This is a genomic window from Planotetraspora phitsanulokensis (assembly GCF_016863295.1).
GTDB classification, from domain to species: Bacteria; Actinomycetota; Actinomycetes; order Streptosporangiales; family Streptosporangiaceae; genus Planotetraspora; species Planotetraspora phitsanulokensis.
Window position 1 is genome coordinate 1 of record NZ_BOOP01000022.1, and the last position, 13,581, is coordinate 13,581.

Genomic DNA, 13,581 nt, shown 5'->3' on the forward strand with positions numbered 1-13,581 from the left:
GCGAGGCCGGAGCGCGGTTGCGGGCGTTGCTGGACGCCTACGCCAAGCCCAAAGGTGAGGAGGACGACCGGCCGTTGCGGGTACGCAACGCGGATGCGTTCATCGCGTTGGTGGAGCAGCAGATCAGCACCGAGTTGCTGGTGCTGGTCAACGCCGAGTCCCTGCCCGATGATCACCCCGCCAAGGCCTCTCCGGCCCAACCGGAGGACGCAGATCACGGCACAACGGCAGACGCTGGCGACAGCGCTACGCCCAGTGCCCAAACGCGCCCGGGACCCCGCCGGGAGACCGCCGACTCGGGGCGAGAACGGGAACCGGACGCAGGGAACACGCCAGAGTCGGGGACAGCGCCCGAGCCGGGATCAAGGGCCACACCTGAGCCTGAGCCGGAGCCGAAGGAAGAGCGCGAGCCGAGGCCGGGACCAGACAACGTGACAGGGCCGGGACTGGGGCCGGACAACGAGCCGAGGTGGAAGCCTGGGCCGAAGTCGCAGCATGCGGCAGCTGGGTGGGCGGGCCTGGGTGAGCAGGTGGACCGCCTGGTGCCTGGGTTGTTGCTCGCGACAGGGCAGTTGCTGCCGGTGCGGGAGATTCACCGGTTGGCGCGGACCTCGTCGCTGGTGCGGCTGGTGATGGACGCCGACGGCCAGGTCCTGGACATGGGCCGGGCGGTGCGGCTGGCCACCAAGGCCCAGCGCAAAGCGGTCTTCGCCCGCTATGCCACCTGCTGGATCGACGGCTGCCCGCTCCCGGCCACGATGTGCCAGATCGACCACGCCGACAACTGGTCCGACGGCGGCCACACCGACCTACGTCTACTCGGACCCGCCTGCCAGTTCCACAACCGCGACCGCTACCGCCGCCCCCACCACTACCAACGCCGGAAAGCCGGCAAAGACCGCTGGACCTTCACCTACACCGGCCGGACCACCGGACCACGCATCAACCACCCCACGCGAACATGATCGACATTCTGAAGGAGGCTGAGATGACACAGCCGGGGATGACGGCTGCCCAAGGTTCAGCACCGGGGGCCTGCACCGGGGGCCTGCACCGGGGGCCTGCACCGGGGGCCTGCGCCGGGGGCCCCTGCCCCACCGTCAGACTCTGACCGGCCTACACGGCTCTCCATGTGTACATATGGTTCCACTCGTAGATAATCCAGAACGGGACCAGTCGATATGCTGGGGGGCATGACCGCCATGACACCCGCACGCACCGAGCCGGACCTGTCGTTCCTCCTCGACCACACCGGCCATGTGCTGCGAACCCGGATGGCGGAGGCGCTCGCCGAGATCGGGCTGACGGCCCGGATGCACTGCGTGCTGGTTCACGCCCTCGAACAGGAGCGGACGCAGATCCAGCTCGCCGAGATCGGCGACATGGACAAGACGACGATGGTCGTCACCGTCGACGCCCTGGAAAAGGCGGGGCTCGCCGAGCGCCGCCCGTCGAGCAAGGACCGCAGAGCCCGGATCATCGCGGTCACCGAGAAGGGCGCGGAGGTCGCGAGGCGAAGCCAGGAGATCGCCGACGGCGTGCATCGGGCTGCCCTGGCCTCGCTGCCCGACGACGAGCGCGAGGTGCTGCTCCGGGCCATGAATCGCCTGGTGACCGGGCATCTGGCCACTCCCGCCGAGGCCCCCCAAGGGATCCGGCGGGCACGGCAGCGCGCCAAGTAGCACCACGCGCCGCCGCCCGCGGGTTCAGAGGCTTCAGAGGCTTCAGAGGCTTCAGAGGCTTCAGAGGCTTCAGTGGCTTCAGAGGAGACCGGCGTCGCGCACCTTGATGGCGACATGGACCCGGTTGTCGGTCCCCAGCTTGAGGAAGATCCGGGTGACGTTCGCCTTCACGGTCGCGACGCTCATGTAGAGCCGTTCGGCGATCTCGGCGTTCGAGCTTCCCCGCGCCACCTCGATCGCGACCTCGCGCTCGCGTTCGGTGAGCGCGGCCAGCTGCCTCTGCGCCTCCGGGCGTCGCGGTCCGGGTCCGCCGGTCGCCGCGGCGATCACCTGTCGTGCCACGCTCGGCGACAACACCGGCTCGCCCCTGGCCACCGTACGGACCGCGTCGATCATCTTCGGCGGGGGCGTGTCCTTCAGCAGGAAGCCGTCGGCGCCGAGTTGCAGGGCCCGCAGCACCATGTCGTCGGCGTCGAAGGTGGTGAGCACGAGGATCCGGGGCGGGTGCGGCCTGGCCAGCAGCAGTTCGGTGGTGGTCAACCCGTCCTGGTTGGGCATCCGGATATCGAGCAACACGACATCGGGCCTGAGGTCGCGGATCACGTCCATGGCCTGCCGGCCGTCCTCGGCCTCGCCGACGAGGTCCAGGTCGGGCTCCCCGCCGAGGATGAGGCGCAGCCCGGTTCGCACCATCGGGTCGTCATCCACGATCACCAAGCGCGTCACAGTGTGCAGCCTCCCATGGCAACTGGGCATCGAGGATGAACTGTCCATCTTGGACGGTATGACGGAGGACGCCGCCGGCCATCTGGGTCCGCTCGGCCAGGCCGACCAGGCCCAGTCGCCCGCCGGGGCCCGCTGGCGTCCCGGACGGCGCGGGATTGCTCACCCGGATGCGCAGGCCGTCGCCGGGCCGCCCGTCGAGCTCGGCCCGCACCCGGCTGCCCGGCGCGTGCTTGCGCGCGTTGGTCAGGGCCTCCTGCACGATCCGGTACGCGTGCCTGCCGGTCTGCGCCGGAAGCAGGTCCCGGTCGTCCACGGTGTCGTCCACCTCGAGCTGCTGGCCGGCGGCGCGCACCTCGTCGAACAGGGCGTCCAGGTGGGCCAGGCTCGGCTGCGGGGGCTCGGGGGCGCCGTCGCGCCGGAGCCCGCCGAGCACGGTGCGCAACTCGTTGAGCGACTGGTGCGCGTTCTGCTGGATCGCCAGGGCGACCTCCCGCGTCTCCTCCGGGCTGAGGTCCGTCCGGTAGGCCAGGCCGCCGGCGAGCATCGACAGCAGGGAGATCCGGTGGGCCAGGACGTCGTGCATCTCCTGGGCGATCTTGACGCGTTCCGAGAGCTTGGCCTGCTCGATCCGCCGTGACTGTTCGCGCTCCGCGGCCAGTGCCGCCTCCCGCTGCGAGGCCGCCAGGTCGCGGCGGGAGCGCAGGTACAGGCTGAACACGGTCAGCCCGCCGAGGACGGCGGTTCCGGTCGCCAGCGAGACGACGGTCGCCTGGTCGACGCCGCCCCAGCTGGAGCGTGCCGCCAGAGCCAGCCAGGACACGACCGCGACGGAGATGAACTGACGCCATCGGCGACGCGTGCCCAGCGACACGTATGCGACCTGGGCGGGCCCGACCGCGGTGGTGGAGTAGAGGGTCAGCAGAGCGGTGGCCAGCGCGACCGGCCACGGCCGGTCGCGGCGCCGGCGCATCAGGATCAGCCCGATCACGCCGAGCCCCACGTCGACCAGGGCCGGCACCAGCCGGTCGCGGTCCCGGAAGACCACCACGAAGAGGATGACGCCGTAGAACACCATCGGCAGCACGGCGCACAGATAGCGCAGCGCGATCCCCTGCTGGTCCAGGGGCGGCGGGTCATCCACAGGGTCGTGCACAAGCCCACAGCCTATGGACGGCCGGACCGGCGCTCCCAGCGACCTGGGTCTACGTCCGGATGGCCGGAGGTCGACAACGGGAGCGACGTTTCCGGCCCATCGGCCCGGGAGCCTCGACCCGGGTCCGATGACCGGGAGCCGCCCGTCCGGTGGACTGAACGCCATGATCGAGTTCAACCACGTCAGCAAGGTGTACAGAAAGGTGAGGGCACTCGACGACGTGTCCTTCACGGTCGAGCCGGGCACCGTCACCGGTTTCGTCGGACCGAACGGCGCCGGGAAGTCCACGGCCCTGCGCGTCCTGGTCGGACTCGCCCGCCCGACCGCGGGTTCGGCCACCGTCCTGGGCAGGCCGTACACCGAACTGGGCTGCCCGGGTCTCCTGGTCGGGACGCTGCTCGACGCCGGCGCCCGGCATCCCGGCCGTACCGGACGGGAGGTCCTGACGCTGGGCGCGATGACGCTCGGCCTGCCGAGGTCACGGGTCGACGAGGTCCTCGACCTCGTCGGGCTCACCGGCGAGGAGAGCCGGCGGACCGTCGGCGGCTACTCGCTCGGGATGAGGCAGCGGCTCGGTGTGGGTCACGCACTCCTTGGCCGGCCCAGGGTTCTCATCCTGGACGAGCCGGCGAACGGCCTGGACCCCCAGGGCATCCAGTGGATGCGCGGGCTGCTCCGCGACCTCGCCGACCTGGGTTGCTCGGTGCTGCTCAGCACTCATCTGCTGCACGAGGTCGAGCAGGTCGCCGACCACATCGTGATGATCGGCCGTGGCCGCGTCCTCGCCCGGGGCACCGTCCGCGACCTCAGCCGGGGCGGGAGCCTCGAACAGGCCTTCCTCGAACTGACCGCGAACGCCGACCGGAGTGCGCGATGACCCACATGACCGGAAGCACCACGATGGACGACACGGCCGTGGATCTCCACCGGCTCGGGAGACCGATCCCCTTCCGCCGGCTGCTTCATGTCGAGGCCCGCAAGCTCGCCGACACCCGCTGCGGCTCGATCGTGGCATCGATCCTGCTCGTCCTGGTGCTCGCGTCCATCGTCGGTCGCGGCGTCGTGTACGGCCCGGACCTGCACACCCTGGTCGACACCGCCGGAATCGGTTACGGGACCCTGCTGCCGGCGCTCGGCATCGTTTCCGTGACCGGCGAATCGACCCATCGGACCGCCCTGACCACGTTCGCCCTCGAACCGCGACGCCGGCGGGTGCTGGCCGCCACGTACCTGGTCTCGTCGGGCACGGCGGTGGCCGCCTCCCTGTTCGCGCTGCTGGTCGCGGTGCCGGTGACGGGTGTCGTGGCGAGTGTCGGGGACGTCCCGGCCACCTGGGAGATCGCGCCTGCCGCGCTGGCGGGCTGGACCGGGACGAACGTCCTCTTGGTCGTGGCGGGACTCGCCCTGGGCACGCTGCTGATGAACGCGCCGGCCGCGATCGTGATCTGGTTGTCGGCCCCGGTTCTGTGGTCGGCCGTGAGCAGGCTCGGCGCCGTCGGCGAGGCCGCAGCCGAGTGGTGCGACCTCAACAGGACCACCGCTCCTCTGGCGGCGGGCGAGATGAGCGGCGACGACGCCGCCCGGCTGGCCGTCGCGGTCATCTGCTGGATCGTCGTCCCCACGACGGCCGGCGCGGCCCGCTTGATCCGCAAGGACGTGAACTGACCCGGGGCGACCGCTCATTCTCACTCCCCCCGGCTCTAGTAAAAGTGATATCACTTTGCTAGATTCGCGATAGACATAGAGGAGGAGCCATGACAGACATGGACATCGCCGTCGACATGCCCACCCCGCGGATCGGCGAGCGGACGGCACGGGCGGCCTCAGGCTGGCCGATGCTGGTGCTCGCCCTTGTGGGCCTGCTGGGCTCGGCCGCGGCCGTCACGGTGGGGATCATCCGTGCGGCCCAGGGCAGCGGCGGCGTGGGACTGGCCCTGATCCTGGCCGGGACGCTGCTCCTCCTGGCGGCCGGCACCGTCATCTCCGGGCTCACCGCTGTCGCGCCCGGAGAGGCTCGGGTGATCCAGTTGCTCGGCCGCTACATGGGGACGGTGCGCACCCCCGGCCTGCGGTTCGTCGTCCCCTTCACCCAGAAGCGACGCGTCTCGACCCGGATCCGCAATCACGAGACCGACATCACCAAGGTCAACGACGCCGACGGCAATCCGATCGAGATGGCCGCGGTGGTGGTGTGGCAGGTCGAGGACACCGCGAAGGCGGTCTTCGAAGTCGACGACTTCGTGGAGTTCGTCGCCTTCCAGACGGAGACCGCGGTGCGCCATATCGCGGGCAGCTACCCGTACGACGGACACGACGACATGCTCTCGCTGCGGCAGAACGCCGACGAGATCACCGGCCGGCTGTCGGCCGAGATCCAGGCACGGGTGGCGTCGGCCGGGGTCAAGGTCATCGAGTCACGCATCACCCGCCTCGCGTACGCTCCCGAGATCGCGCAGGCGATGTTGCGTCGCCAGCAGGCCGGAGCGGTCGTCGCGGCCCGTCAGCGGATCGTGGACGGCGCCGTCGGCATGGTCGAGGCCGCCCTGTCCCGCCTCGACGAGCACAACGTGATCGAGCTGGACGAGGAGCGCAAGGCCACGATGGTCAGCAACCTGCTGGTCGTCCTGTGCGGTGACCGCGACGTTCAGCCCGTGGTCAACACCGGCTCCCTCTACCAGTAACCGTGGCGACCGAACGCAAGAGCATCCTGCTGCGGCTGGATCCCGTGGTGCACGACGCGCTGGCCCGGTGGGCCGGCGACGAACTGCGCAGCACCAACGCACAGATCGAGTTCCTGCTCCGCCGCGCGCTGTCGGAGGCGGGACGGCTCCCCGGCGGTGCGGGCCGCATCCCCCGGCGCGGCCGGCCCCCCAAGACCTCCGCCCAGGCGGAGGCCCAGTCCCCAGAGAGCACGACGGCGTCCGGGTCCGGAGCGCCGCCCGACGACGACTGAGAGAAGGCAGTCCCGTGGACACTCCCAGTTCCCTGGCCGCGCAGCTCTACCTCCTCCACTTCGACTCCCGTAAGGACCGGGTGGTGACGCACATGCGGTTCCCCTACCTGCTCCGCGCGGCGGCGCTCACCGACCTGCTCCTCAGCCGGCGGATCGCCGACGACAAGGGCAAGGTGCGAGTCGTGAGCGAGGACGAACTCGCGGATCCGGTCCTGGACGGCCTGCTGCGCCAGATCGCCGCGTCACGGCCCCGGTCGTGGCAGCACTGGATCAGCAAGGATCACCACGCGACGGCCCGGGCCGTCCGCGACGAACTGGAGACCGAGCGTTGGGTCAGGGTCGAACTGAACCGGCCGTTTCTGATCTTCAGTAGGAGCTTCGTCCGGGTCCGGGACACGCGTGTGGTCAAGCGGCTCGCGGCGCGGTTGTCCTCCGCCCTGACCGGCCCGCTGTCCCGCGTCGACGAACGAGACGCCGCTCTCGTCGCGCTGGCGGCCGCGGGAGAGGTCAGGACGGTGCTCCCCAGGGCGAAGCGACGGGCGTACAAGGAGCGGATCACCCAGCTGACCGACCGGGGCGGACCGGCGTCGCCGGCGCTGCGCAAGGTCATCCGGCAGCTCCACGCGACGACCGCCGCCGTCGCCGGCGGAGGCGGCTGAGCACGAGGCCGGGCCGGAGGCGGCTGAGCACGTCCAAGGAGGGACGAGGCCGGGCCGGGGCGCAGGATCCACGGGAGTTTCCGGTCCTTCGTCCCTTTGCCGACGGGTAACTAGATTGGTTCTGCACCCTCATGCAGGATGGCCGGCCTCGGGGGAGGTCATCATGAGCGTTCAAGGTCACAAGGTCGCGGTCATCACCGGCGCCTCGCAGGGCATCGGAGCCGGCCTGGTCACCGCCTACCGAAACCTGGGGTTCGCGGTCGTCGCGACCTCGCGCACGATCGCCCCTTCGGACGACGCCTCCGTCGTCACCGTCTCGGGCGACCTCACCGATCCCGCCACCGCGACCGCGTCATCGACGCCGGCACCGAGCGGTTCGGACGCGTCGACGGCGGCATGAGCGCCGGCCACTGAGCCGCGGCACCCGCGTTCCGACTCCACTTCAGGGGAGTTGGGAGTCATCATGCGTACATGGCCGATCGCGAAACCTTGACCTGGACCAGCAAGGCGCACGGTTTCGGATTCATGACAGGGTGCGGCTGTTTCCCCTTCGTCGCGATCCTCTGCATGATCTTGAGTGTGGTCACCCCGCTGGAGGGCACGTGGCTGATCGTCGTCCTGGCGCTCTTGATTGTCACCGGTGCCGTGGTGGGCATCGTGGCCGAACGGACCGAGGTGCACACGGCCGAGTTCACCCGGCGACAGGTTCGCCTGGTGAGCAGGACCGTCACCCGGACCGTGGACGTCGCCGACCTGACCTCGTTGACGGTGGAGCATTCGGGCGACGTCGACCAGGGCTACGACGAGACGACATTGGGAGTGACCTGGCCGGACGGAACCGAGAAGATCGACGGCGTGCACGACCCGGCGCTGGCCTCCTCCCTCACCGAGCTACTCGGACCCGGCGTAGCGGTCCGGGAGAAGTGGAAGGAGCTGGACCGTTCGCTCGGCACCGCCTGATCGGCGAACCGGTTCCGCAGGAGGTGACGGCCTTCTCGCGTCAGGCGTCCCTGCGCCGGTCGGCGTCGGCGATCATGTCGAGGGACATCTGCCAGAGGCGTTCGGCGGCGCCGGGATCGACGGCGTACGCCGCGAAGCCGCGACGCAGTCCGGGGGTGTGCGGGAGGGCTTCCTCGCAGTCCTCGAAATAACGACCGGTCACGCCCTCGACGAGAGGCGAGGCGGCCAGGAGGGTCGAGGTGGCCGCGCCCTGGGGGATGTCCTTGACCGACACGCCGTCACTGGATCCGGGCTCGAACGACGCGGGCGGGGCGGACATGTGCCGCGACAGCCCGGTGCCCCAGATGCGACCCGGGTTGAGCGCGTTGACCGCGATGCCGTCCCCGGCCCAGCGCCTGGCGGCTTCGACGGCGAACAGGATGTTCGCGGTCTTGGACTGGCTGTAGGCCTTCCATTCGTCGTAGGGGTTCTTCTCGAAGTTGACGTCGTCCCAGATGACGTCCCCGTTGACGTGACCCACCGAGCTCACGACGACGACGCGGGCGTGCCCGGCGGCCGCGAGGGCGTCCTGCAGTCCGAGGGTGAGGGCGAAGTGACCGAGGTGGTTGGTGGCGAACTGCATCTCCCACCCCTCGGCGGTGCGCCGCTCGGGGATCGCCATGACGCCGGCGTTGTCGACCAGGATGTCGAGCGGGCCCCGCCACGAGGCGACGAAGGCGTCGATCGAGCCGCGTACCGAAAGGTCGAGGACGGCGGTGCGCACGGGTGCGCCGCCCGTGGACGCCACGATGTCGGCGGCGGCCCTCTCGCCCGCGGCGACGTCGCGGACCGCCAGGGTGACGTCGGCGCCGGCCTTGGCGAGCGCCCGCGCGGTCTCCACACCGATTCCCGACGACGCTCCGGTCACGACGGCCTTCTTGCCGGACAGGTCGACGCCCTCGACGGTTTCCTCAGCCGTCGTGGCCGGCCCGAACGGGGTCGTGACGCGTGGTGTGCTCATGCTGACGTCCTTCTCATAGGATTAATCGGAGCCGGGTCCGGTTAGCTCAATATAATCGGACCCGACTCCGGTTGCAAAGCGGGCGGCCCCTCACAGAAGGTGATCCATGGACACGACGGACCCCAGACAGCCCCGCGCCGACGCCCGGGCCAACCGGGAACGGCTCCTCGACGTCGCGACCCGCGCGTTCGCCCGCGAAGGTCCGGGCACCTCGCTGAAGGGCATCGCGAAGGAGGCCGGCGTGGGAATCGGCACCCTGTACCGGCACTTCCCCACCCGCGAGGCCCTCATCGAGGCCGCGCACGCGAGCGAGCTCGCGCGCGTCTGCGATTCGGCGGACGAGTTGCGCGGCACGATGCCCGCGGACGAGGCGCTGCGCGCCTGGCTGGGACGGTGGGTGGACTACCTGACGGCCAAGCACGGCCTCGCGCAGGCGTTGCGCTCCACAACGGCGACCGACACGATCGCCGTCGCCTTCCCCGGCGCCAGGGCTCGCGCGCTCGCCGCCGTGAGCCTGCTGCTCGACGCCGGGGTGCGGGACGGCGTGCTCCGGCAGGGCATCGAGCCGCTCGACGTGCTGGTGGCCGCGAACGGCGCCGCCATGGCGGCCCTGGACCCTGACCAGGTCGGACGTCTCCTCGACTACCTGATGGACGCCTTCCGCGCCCGGGGATAGGCGGCAGCGTGTCCACCGAACGGTGGACAACCGGTTCCACCGGTCGTTGGTGCCGCGCAAGCCGTACCGCGACGACGCTTGAGGGCATGACGACAGCGGTGAGAGTGCGCGGCCTGACCAAGAGGTACGGCGAGGTGCAGGCGGTCGGGGGCATCGACCTCGACATCTCCGCGGGCGAGGTGTTCGCGATCCTCGGCCCGAACGGGGCGGGCAAGTCCACCACGGTGGAGATCATGGAGGGCTACCGGACCAGGGACGCCGGGGAGGTCAGCGTCCTGGGGGTCGACCCGGGCAGACCGACACGGGAGTGGCGTTCGCGGATCGGGGTGGTGCTGCAGACGGCCAACGACGTGGCCGAGGCGACAGTACGGGAGACCGTGCGGCATTTCGCGGGCTACTACCCCAGGGCCAAGGACCCGGACGAGGTGATCGAGCAGGTCGGCCTGACGGACAAGGCCGGCACTCGGATCCGTCAGCTCTCCGGCGGCCAGCGGCGCCGGGTCGACGTGGCGCTGGGGGTGATCGGCAGTCCCGAGCTGCTCTTCCTGGACGAGCCGACCACCGGATTCGACCCGGAGGCACGCAGGCAGTTCTGGGAGCTGATCGAGAACATGGCCCATCAGGGGACCACGATCGTGCTGACCACGCATTACCTGGACGAGGCGGAGGCGCTGGCCGACCGGGTGGCCGTGGTCTCCGGCGGACGCATCGTGGCCGAGGGCGACCCCGCGACCCTGGGCGGCCGGGCGACCGCCAAGGCCAGGGTCGGCTGGGCAGAGGAGGGCGAGCACCGGTCGCGGGAGACCGACACCCCGACCAGGACGGTGCTCGAACTGGCCACCCGTTTCGACGGCGAGGTTCCCGAGCTGACCGTGACCCGTCCCTCGCTGGAGGACGTCTACCTCCGGCTCATCGAGAACCCGTCCTGACCACCCCCTCAGCCCTCCGTCCCCCCGAGGTGATTCACCCCATGACGCAGACCGTCACCCGAGCTCCCGCGCCGCCCATCGACCGGCAACCCTCCGCGATACGGCTGGGGCTTTCGCGAGCGGCGTTCGAAACCAAGACGTTCTTCCGCGAGCGCGACGCGGTCATCTTCACCTTCTCGTTTCCGATCGTCCTGCTGCTGATCTTCGGTTCGATCTTCGCCGACGAACTGGAGGGGACGGGCCTCAACGTCTCCCAGCTCTACGTCGCCGGGCTGATCGGTTCGGCGGCGATGACGGGCTTCCAGAATCTCGGCATCGGCATCGCGATGGACCGCGACGACGGCACGCTCAAGCGACTGCTGGGCACACCGCTGCCGCGCAGTTCCTACTTCGTCGGCAGGGCGCTCAACACGCTGTTCATCTCCTTCTGCCAGGTGGTGATCCTGCTCGTCATCGGCGTCGCACTGTTCGGCCTGGAGTTGCCGTCCGAACCGTCGATGTGGGTGACCTTCGTCTGGGTTTTCGTGCTCGGCGTGTTCGGCTCGGCACTGCTCGGCGTCGCCGTCAGCAGTCTGCCGCGGTCAGGCAAGAGCGCCAGCGCGGTGATCACCATGCCGTTCGTGGTGCTGCAGTTCATCTCGGGGGTGTACATCCCCGTGACCCAACTCCCGCCCTGGCTGGTGAACATCGCCTCGGTGTTCCCCCTCAAGTGGATGTGCCAGGGTTTCCGCTCGGTCTTCCTGGGCGACGCCGGCGCCACGCTGGAGCTGGCCAAGTCCTACGAGCTCGACAGGGTCGCCCTGGTGCTGGGCGCCTGGGTCGTCGGAGGGCTGGTGTTGTGCCTGACGACGTTCCGCTGGAAGAGCCGCCGCGACGGGTGAGCTGAGCCTTCGCCGCACGGACGGAACGGGCCATGAAGCAGAACGAGGAGTGGGCGGGCGGGTGACAGAGTGATCCTCGTGAGATTTCGCGACATTCCCCCACCCGCCCAGCATGCGTTCATGCGCCTGAACGGTTGGGAGTTGCTCTATCTCGTCGCCTTCCTGACCGCCCTCTTCTTCGTGCTCTCCGACGGCGCACTCGGGACGGCCGAGCGCACGACGGGAACCGTGCTGCTCGTCGCATGCCTCGCGGCGTACGTGCGCCTCGGCCGGCGGGCCGTCGGCGTGGGGTATCGGTCGTGGGAGGGCAGGACCTACGTCGTCCTGCTGATCGTGCTGTTCACCCCGGTGGCCATCATGGCGCCGTACACCAGGTTCGTCCTTTTCGCCCTTTGCTCGCAGTGCTTCATGATGATCCCGAAGAACCAGGCGAAAATCGCCGTGATCATCTTCAACGTGGCCCCCGGCCTGAAGTTCCTCTTCGTCCCGCCGTCGCGGGAGGAGCTGACCTCCTTCCTTGGGGTGACGCTCATCGTCGTCGTCTTCGCGCTGATCTTCGGCCCCTGGATCGTCGACGTCATCGGCCAGAGCCGGGAGCGGGCCTCACTCATCAGGGAACTGGAGGCCAGACGCGCCGAGGTGGACCGGCTGTCGGCGGAGCGCGGGGCGCTGGCCGAACGCGAACGGCTCGCCGGGGAGATCCACGACACCCTGGCCCAAGGGTTCACCAGCATCATCATGTTGTTGCAGCAGCCCGACGCCCGGCGGATCGAGCTGGCCGTACAGACCGCGCGCGAGAACCTGGCCGAGGCCCGCGCGCTGATCACGGAGGCGAGCCCGGCGCCGCTGTCGAGTGCCACCCTCGCGGAGGCGCTCGCGCGCATCACCTCGCAGTTCGGCGAGGAGCTTTCGGTGTCCGCCGACTTCGAGGTCCGGGGCGAGTCCAGGGCGACCTCCACCAAGGTCGACGTCGTCCTGCTCCGCGCGGCGCAGGAGGCGCTGGCCAACGTGCGCAAGCACGCCCGGGCGGCCGCCGTCACGGTGACGCTGGAGTACACGCCGGAGACGGCCGTGCTGACCCTCCGCGACGACGGCGTCGGCCTCGATCCGTCCACGGCCGAGGGATCCGAGGGATACGGCCTGCGCGGCATGCGTGCCCGGGTCGAGCAGGTGGGCGGCACCCTCACACTGACGAGTCCACCGGACGGGGGAACGGTCCTGGAGGCCGCCGTCCCCACGAGCCGGCCCGACCAGGGAGCGTGACGGTGCTACGTCTGATGATCGTCGATGACCATCCGGTGGTCCGCGAGGGGCTGCGGGGAATGCTGGAGGCCGACCCCGGGATCACCGTCGTGGGCGAGGCGTCGTCGGGGGACGAGGCGGTGGTGCGTGCCGCGGAGCTGCGGCCCGACGTGGTCCTGATGGACCTGCGCATGCCGAACGGCGACGGGGTGAGCGCGACCGCCGGCATCCTCGCCGTCCGGCCGGAGAGCAGGGTGATCGTGCTGACCACCTACGAGACCGACCAGGACATCGTGCGGGCGGTCGAGGCCGGAGCCGCCGGATACCTGCTGAAGGACACCTCCCGAAGCGACCTGCTGGCCGCGATCTTCTCGGCGGCGCGCGGCGAGACCGTGCTGTCGCCGGCCGTGGCGACCCGGCTGGTCACCCGGATGAGGGCGCCGGCCGCCGAGTCGCTGTCGCCGCGCGAGGCCGAGGTGCTCTCCCTCGTGGCCGAGGGGCTGACCAACGCGGAGATCGGGAAGACGCTGTTCATCAGCGAAGCCACGGTCAAGACCCACCTGCTGCGGGCTTTCGGCAAGCTCGGCGTGTCCGACCGCACCGCCGCCGTCACCGCGGCCCTGGACCGGGGGTTCCTCAGCCGGCAGAACCGGTCTTCGTGACCCGCGGGGAACGTGCACGGCACCGGCCGCCGGGGCCGGTGCCGTCCGTCGGACGGGT

General features: G+C 70.2%; 17 protein-coding genes. 14 read left to right on the plus strand and 3 right to left on the minus strand.

Translation table 11 applies throughout. The features are described from left to right. Both Pph01_RS23730 and Pph01_RS23735 read left to right on the plus strand, forming a co-directional pair. Positions 1-965 (plus strand): HNH endonuclease signature motif containing protein (locus tag Pph01_RS23730; RefSeq protein WP_204075366.1); only part of this gene is annotated, 965 nt, incomplete at its 5' end. A gap of 228 nt (positions 966-1,193) precedes the next feature. After that, positions 1,194-1,682, plus strand: a complete 489-nt coding sequence (locus Pph01_RS23735; RefSeq protein WP_204075367.1) for a MarR family winged helix-turn-helix transcriptional regulator — start codon at positions 1,194-1,196, stop codon at positions 1,680-1,682. 78 nt (positions 1,683-1,760) lie between these two features. Here the strand turns inward: Pph01_RS23735 and Pph01_RS23740 are convergent, their stop codons facing one another. Further along, positions 1,761-2,408: a response regulator gene (locus tag Pph01_RS23740; protein ID WP_239116959.1), complete on the minus strand. Its 648-nt coding sequence runs from the start codon at positions 2,406-2,408 to the stop codon at positions 1,761-1,763. Further along, positions 2,383-3,561 carry a sensor histidine kinase gene (locus tag Pph01_RS23745; protein WP_204075368.1) on the minus strand — a complete coding sequence of 393 codons (1,179 nt, stop codon included), beginning with the start codon at positions 3,559-3,561 and terminating at the stop codon, positions 2,383-2,385. The genes Pph01_RS23740 and Pph01_RS23745 overlap by 26 nt, the downstream gene beginning before the upstream one ends. Before the next feature lie 163 nt (positions 3,562-3,724). Here Pph01_RS23745 and Pph01_RS23750 point away from each other — a divergent pair, with 163 nt between their 5' ends. From Pph01_RS23750 to Pph01_RS23780, 7 genes are all read left to right on the plus strand, one after another. After that, positions 3,725-4,438, plus strand: a complete 714-nt coding sequence (locus Pph01_RS23750) for an ABC transporter ATP-binding protein (RefSeq protein ID WP_204075369.1) — start codon at positions 3,725-3,727, stop codon at positions 4,436-4,438. After that, complete coding sequence (locus Pph01_RS23755) at positions 4,435-5,226, plus strand: hypothetical protein (protein ID WP_204075370.1); 792 nt, start codon at positions 4,435-4,437, stop codon at positions 5,224-5,226. The genes Pph01_RS23750 and Pph01_RS23755 overlap by 4 nt, the downstream gene beginning before the upstream one ends. Before the next feature lie 89 nt (positions 5,227-5,315). Further along, positions 5,316-6,242 (plus strand): SPFH domain-containing protein, encoded by a 927-nt coding sequence (locus Pph01_RS23760; RefSeq protein WP_204075371.1) that lies wholly within the window; start codon positions 5,316-5,318, stop codon positions 6,240-6,242. Between the two features lie 2 nt (positions 6,243-6,244). Beyond that, a complete protein-coding gene (locus tag Pph01_RS23765; RefSeq protein ID WP_239116960.1) occupies positions 6,245-6,514 on the plus strand; it encodes a type II toxin-antitoxin system antitoxin in 270 nt (89 codons plus the stop codon). Positions 6,515-6,528: 14 nt separating this feature from the next. Further along, positions 6,529-7,173, plus strand: coding sequence for a GOLPH3/VPS74 family protein (locus Pph01_RS23770; protein WP_204075372.1), 645 nt, complete (start codon positions 6,529-6,531; stop codon positions 7,171-7,173). A 163-nt stretch (positions 7,174-7,336) separates the two neighbouring features. Further along, positions 7,337-7,573, plus strand: a complete 237-nt coding sequence (locus Pph01_RS23775; RefSeq protein ID WP_204075373.1) for an SDR family oxidoreductase — start codon at positions 7,337-7,339, stop codon at positions 7,571-7,573. Positions 7,574-7,644: 71 nt separating this feature from the next. After that, positions 7,645-8,133, plus strand: a complete 489-nt coding sequence (locus tag Pph01_RS23780; protein WP_204075374.1) for a hypothetical protein — start codon at positions 7,645-7,647, stop codon at positions 8,131-8,133. A gap of 40 nt (positions 8,134-8,173) precedes the next feature. On the opposite strand, the gene Pph01_RS23785 is transcribed toward Pph01_RS23780, so the two are convergent. After that, positions 8,174-9,133 carry an SDR family NAD(P)-dependent oxidoreductase gene (locus tag Pph01_RS23785; protein ID WP_204075375.1) on the minus strand — a complete coding sequence of 320 codons (960 nt, stop codon included), beginning with the start codon at positions 9,131-9,133 and terminating at the stop codon, positions 8,174-8,176. A gap of 106 nt (positions 9,134-9,239) precedes the next feature. Here Pph01_RS23785 and Pph01_RS23790 point away from each other — a divergent pair, with 106 nt between their 5' ends. From Pph01_RS23790 to Pph01_RS23810, 5 genes are all read left to right on the plus strand, one after another. Continuing rightward, positions 9,240-9,809: a TetR/AcrR family transcriptional regulator gene (locus tag Pph01_RS23790; RefSeq protein WP_204075376.1), complete on the plus strand. Its 570-nt coding sequence runs from the start codon at positions 9,240-9,242 to the stop codon at positions 9,807-9,809. Positions 9,810-9,895: 86 nt separating this feature from the next. After that, complete coding sequence (locus Pph01_RS23795; RefSeq protein WP_204075377.1) at positions 9,896-10,738, plus strand: ABC transporter ATP-binding protein; 843 nt, start codon at positions 9,896-9,898, stop codon at positions 10,736-10,738. 41 nt (positions 10,739-10,779) lie between these two features. Further along, positions 10,780-11,619 (plus strand): ABC transporter permease, encoded by an 840-nt coding sequence (locus Pph01_RS23800; RefSeq protein ID WP_204075378.1) that lies wholly within the window; start codon positions 10,780-10,782, stop codon positions 11,617-11,619. 120 nt (positions 11,620-11,739) lie between these two features. Continuing rightward, the gene (locus Pph01_RS23805; RefSeq protein ID WP_204075379.1) at positions 11,740-12,882 is read left to right on the plus strand and encodes a sensor histidine kinase; all 1,143 of its coding nucleotides are present in this window, start codon (positions 11,740-11,742) and stop codon (positions 12,880-12,882) included. A 2-nt stretch (positions 12,883-12,884) separates the two neighbouring features. Next, positions 12,885-13,523: a response regulator gene (locus tag Pph01_RS23810; RefSeq protein ID WP_204075380.1), complete on the plus strand. Its 639-nt coding sequence runs from the start codon at positions 12,885-12,887 to the stop codon at positions 13,521-13,523. Positions 13,524-13,581 lie beyond the last annotated feature (58 nt).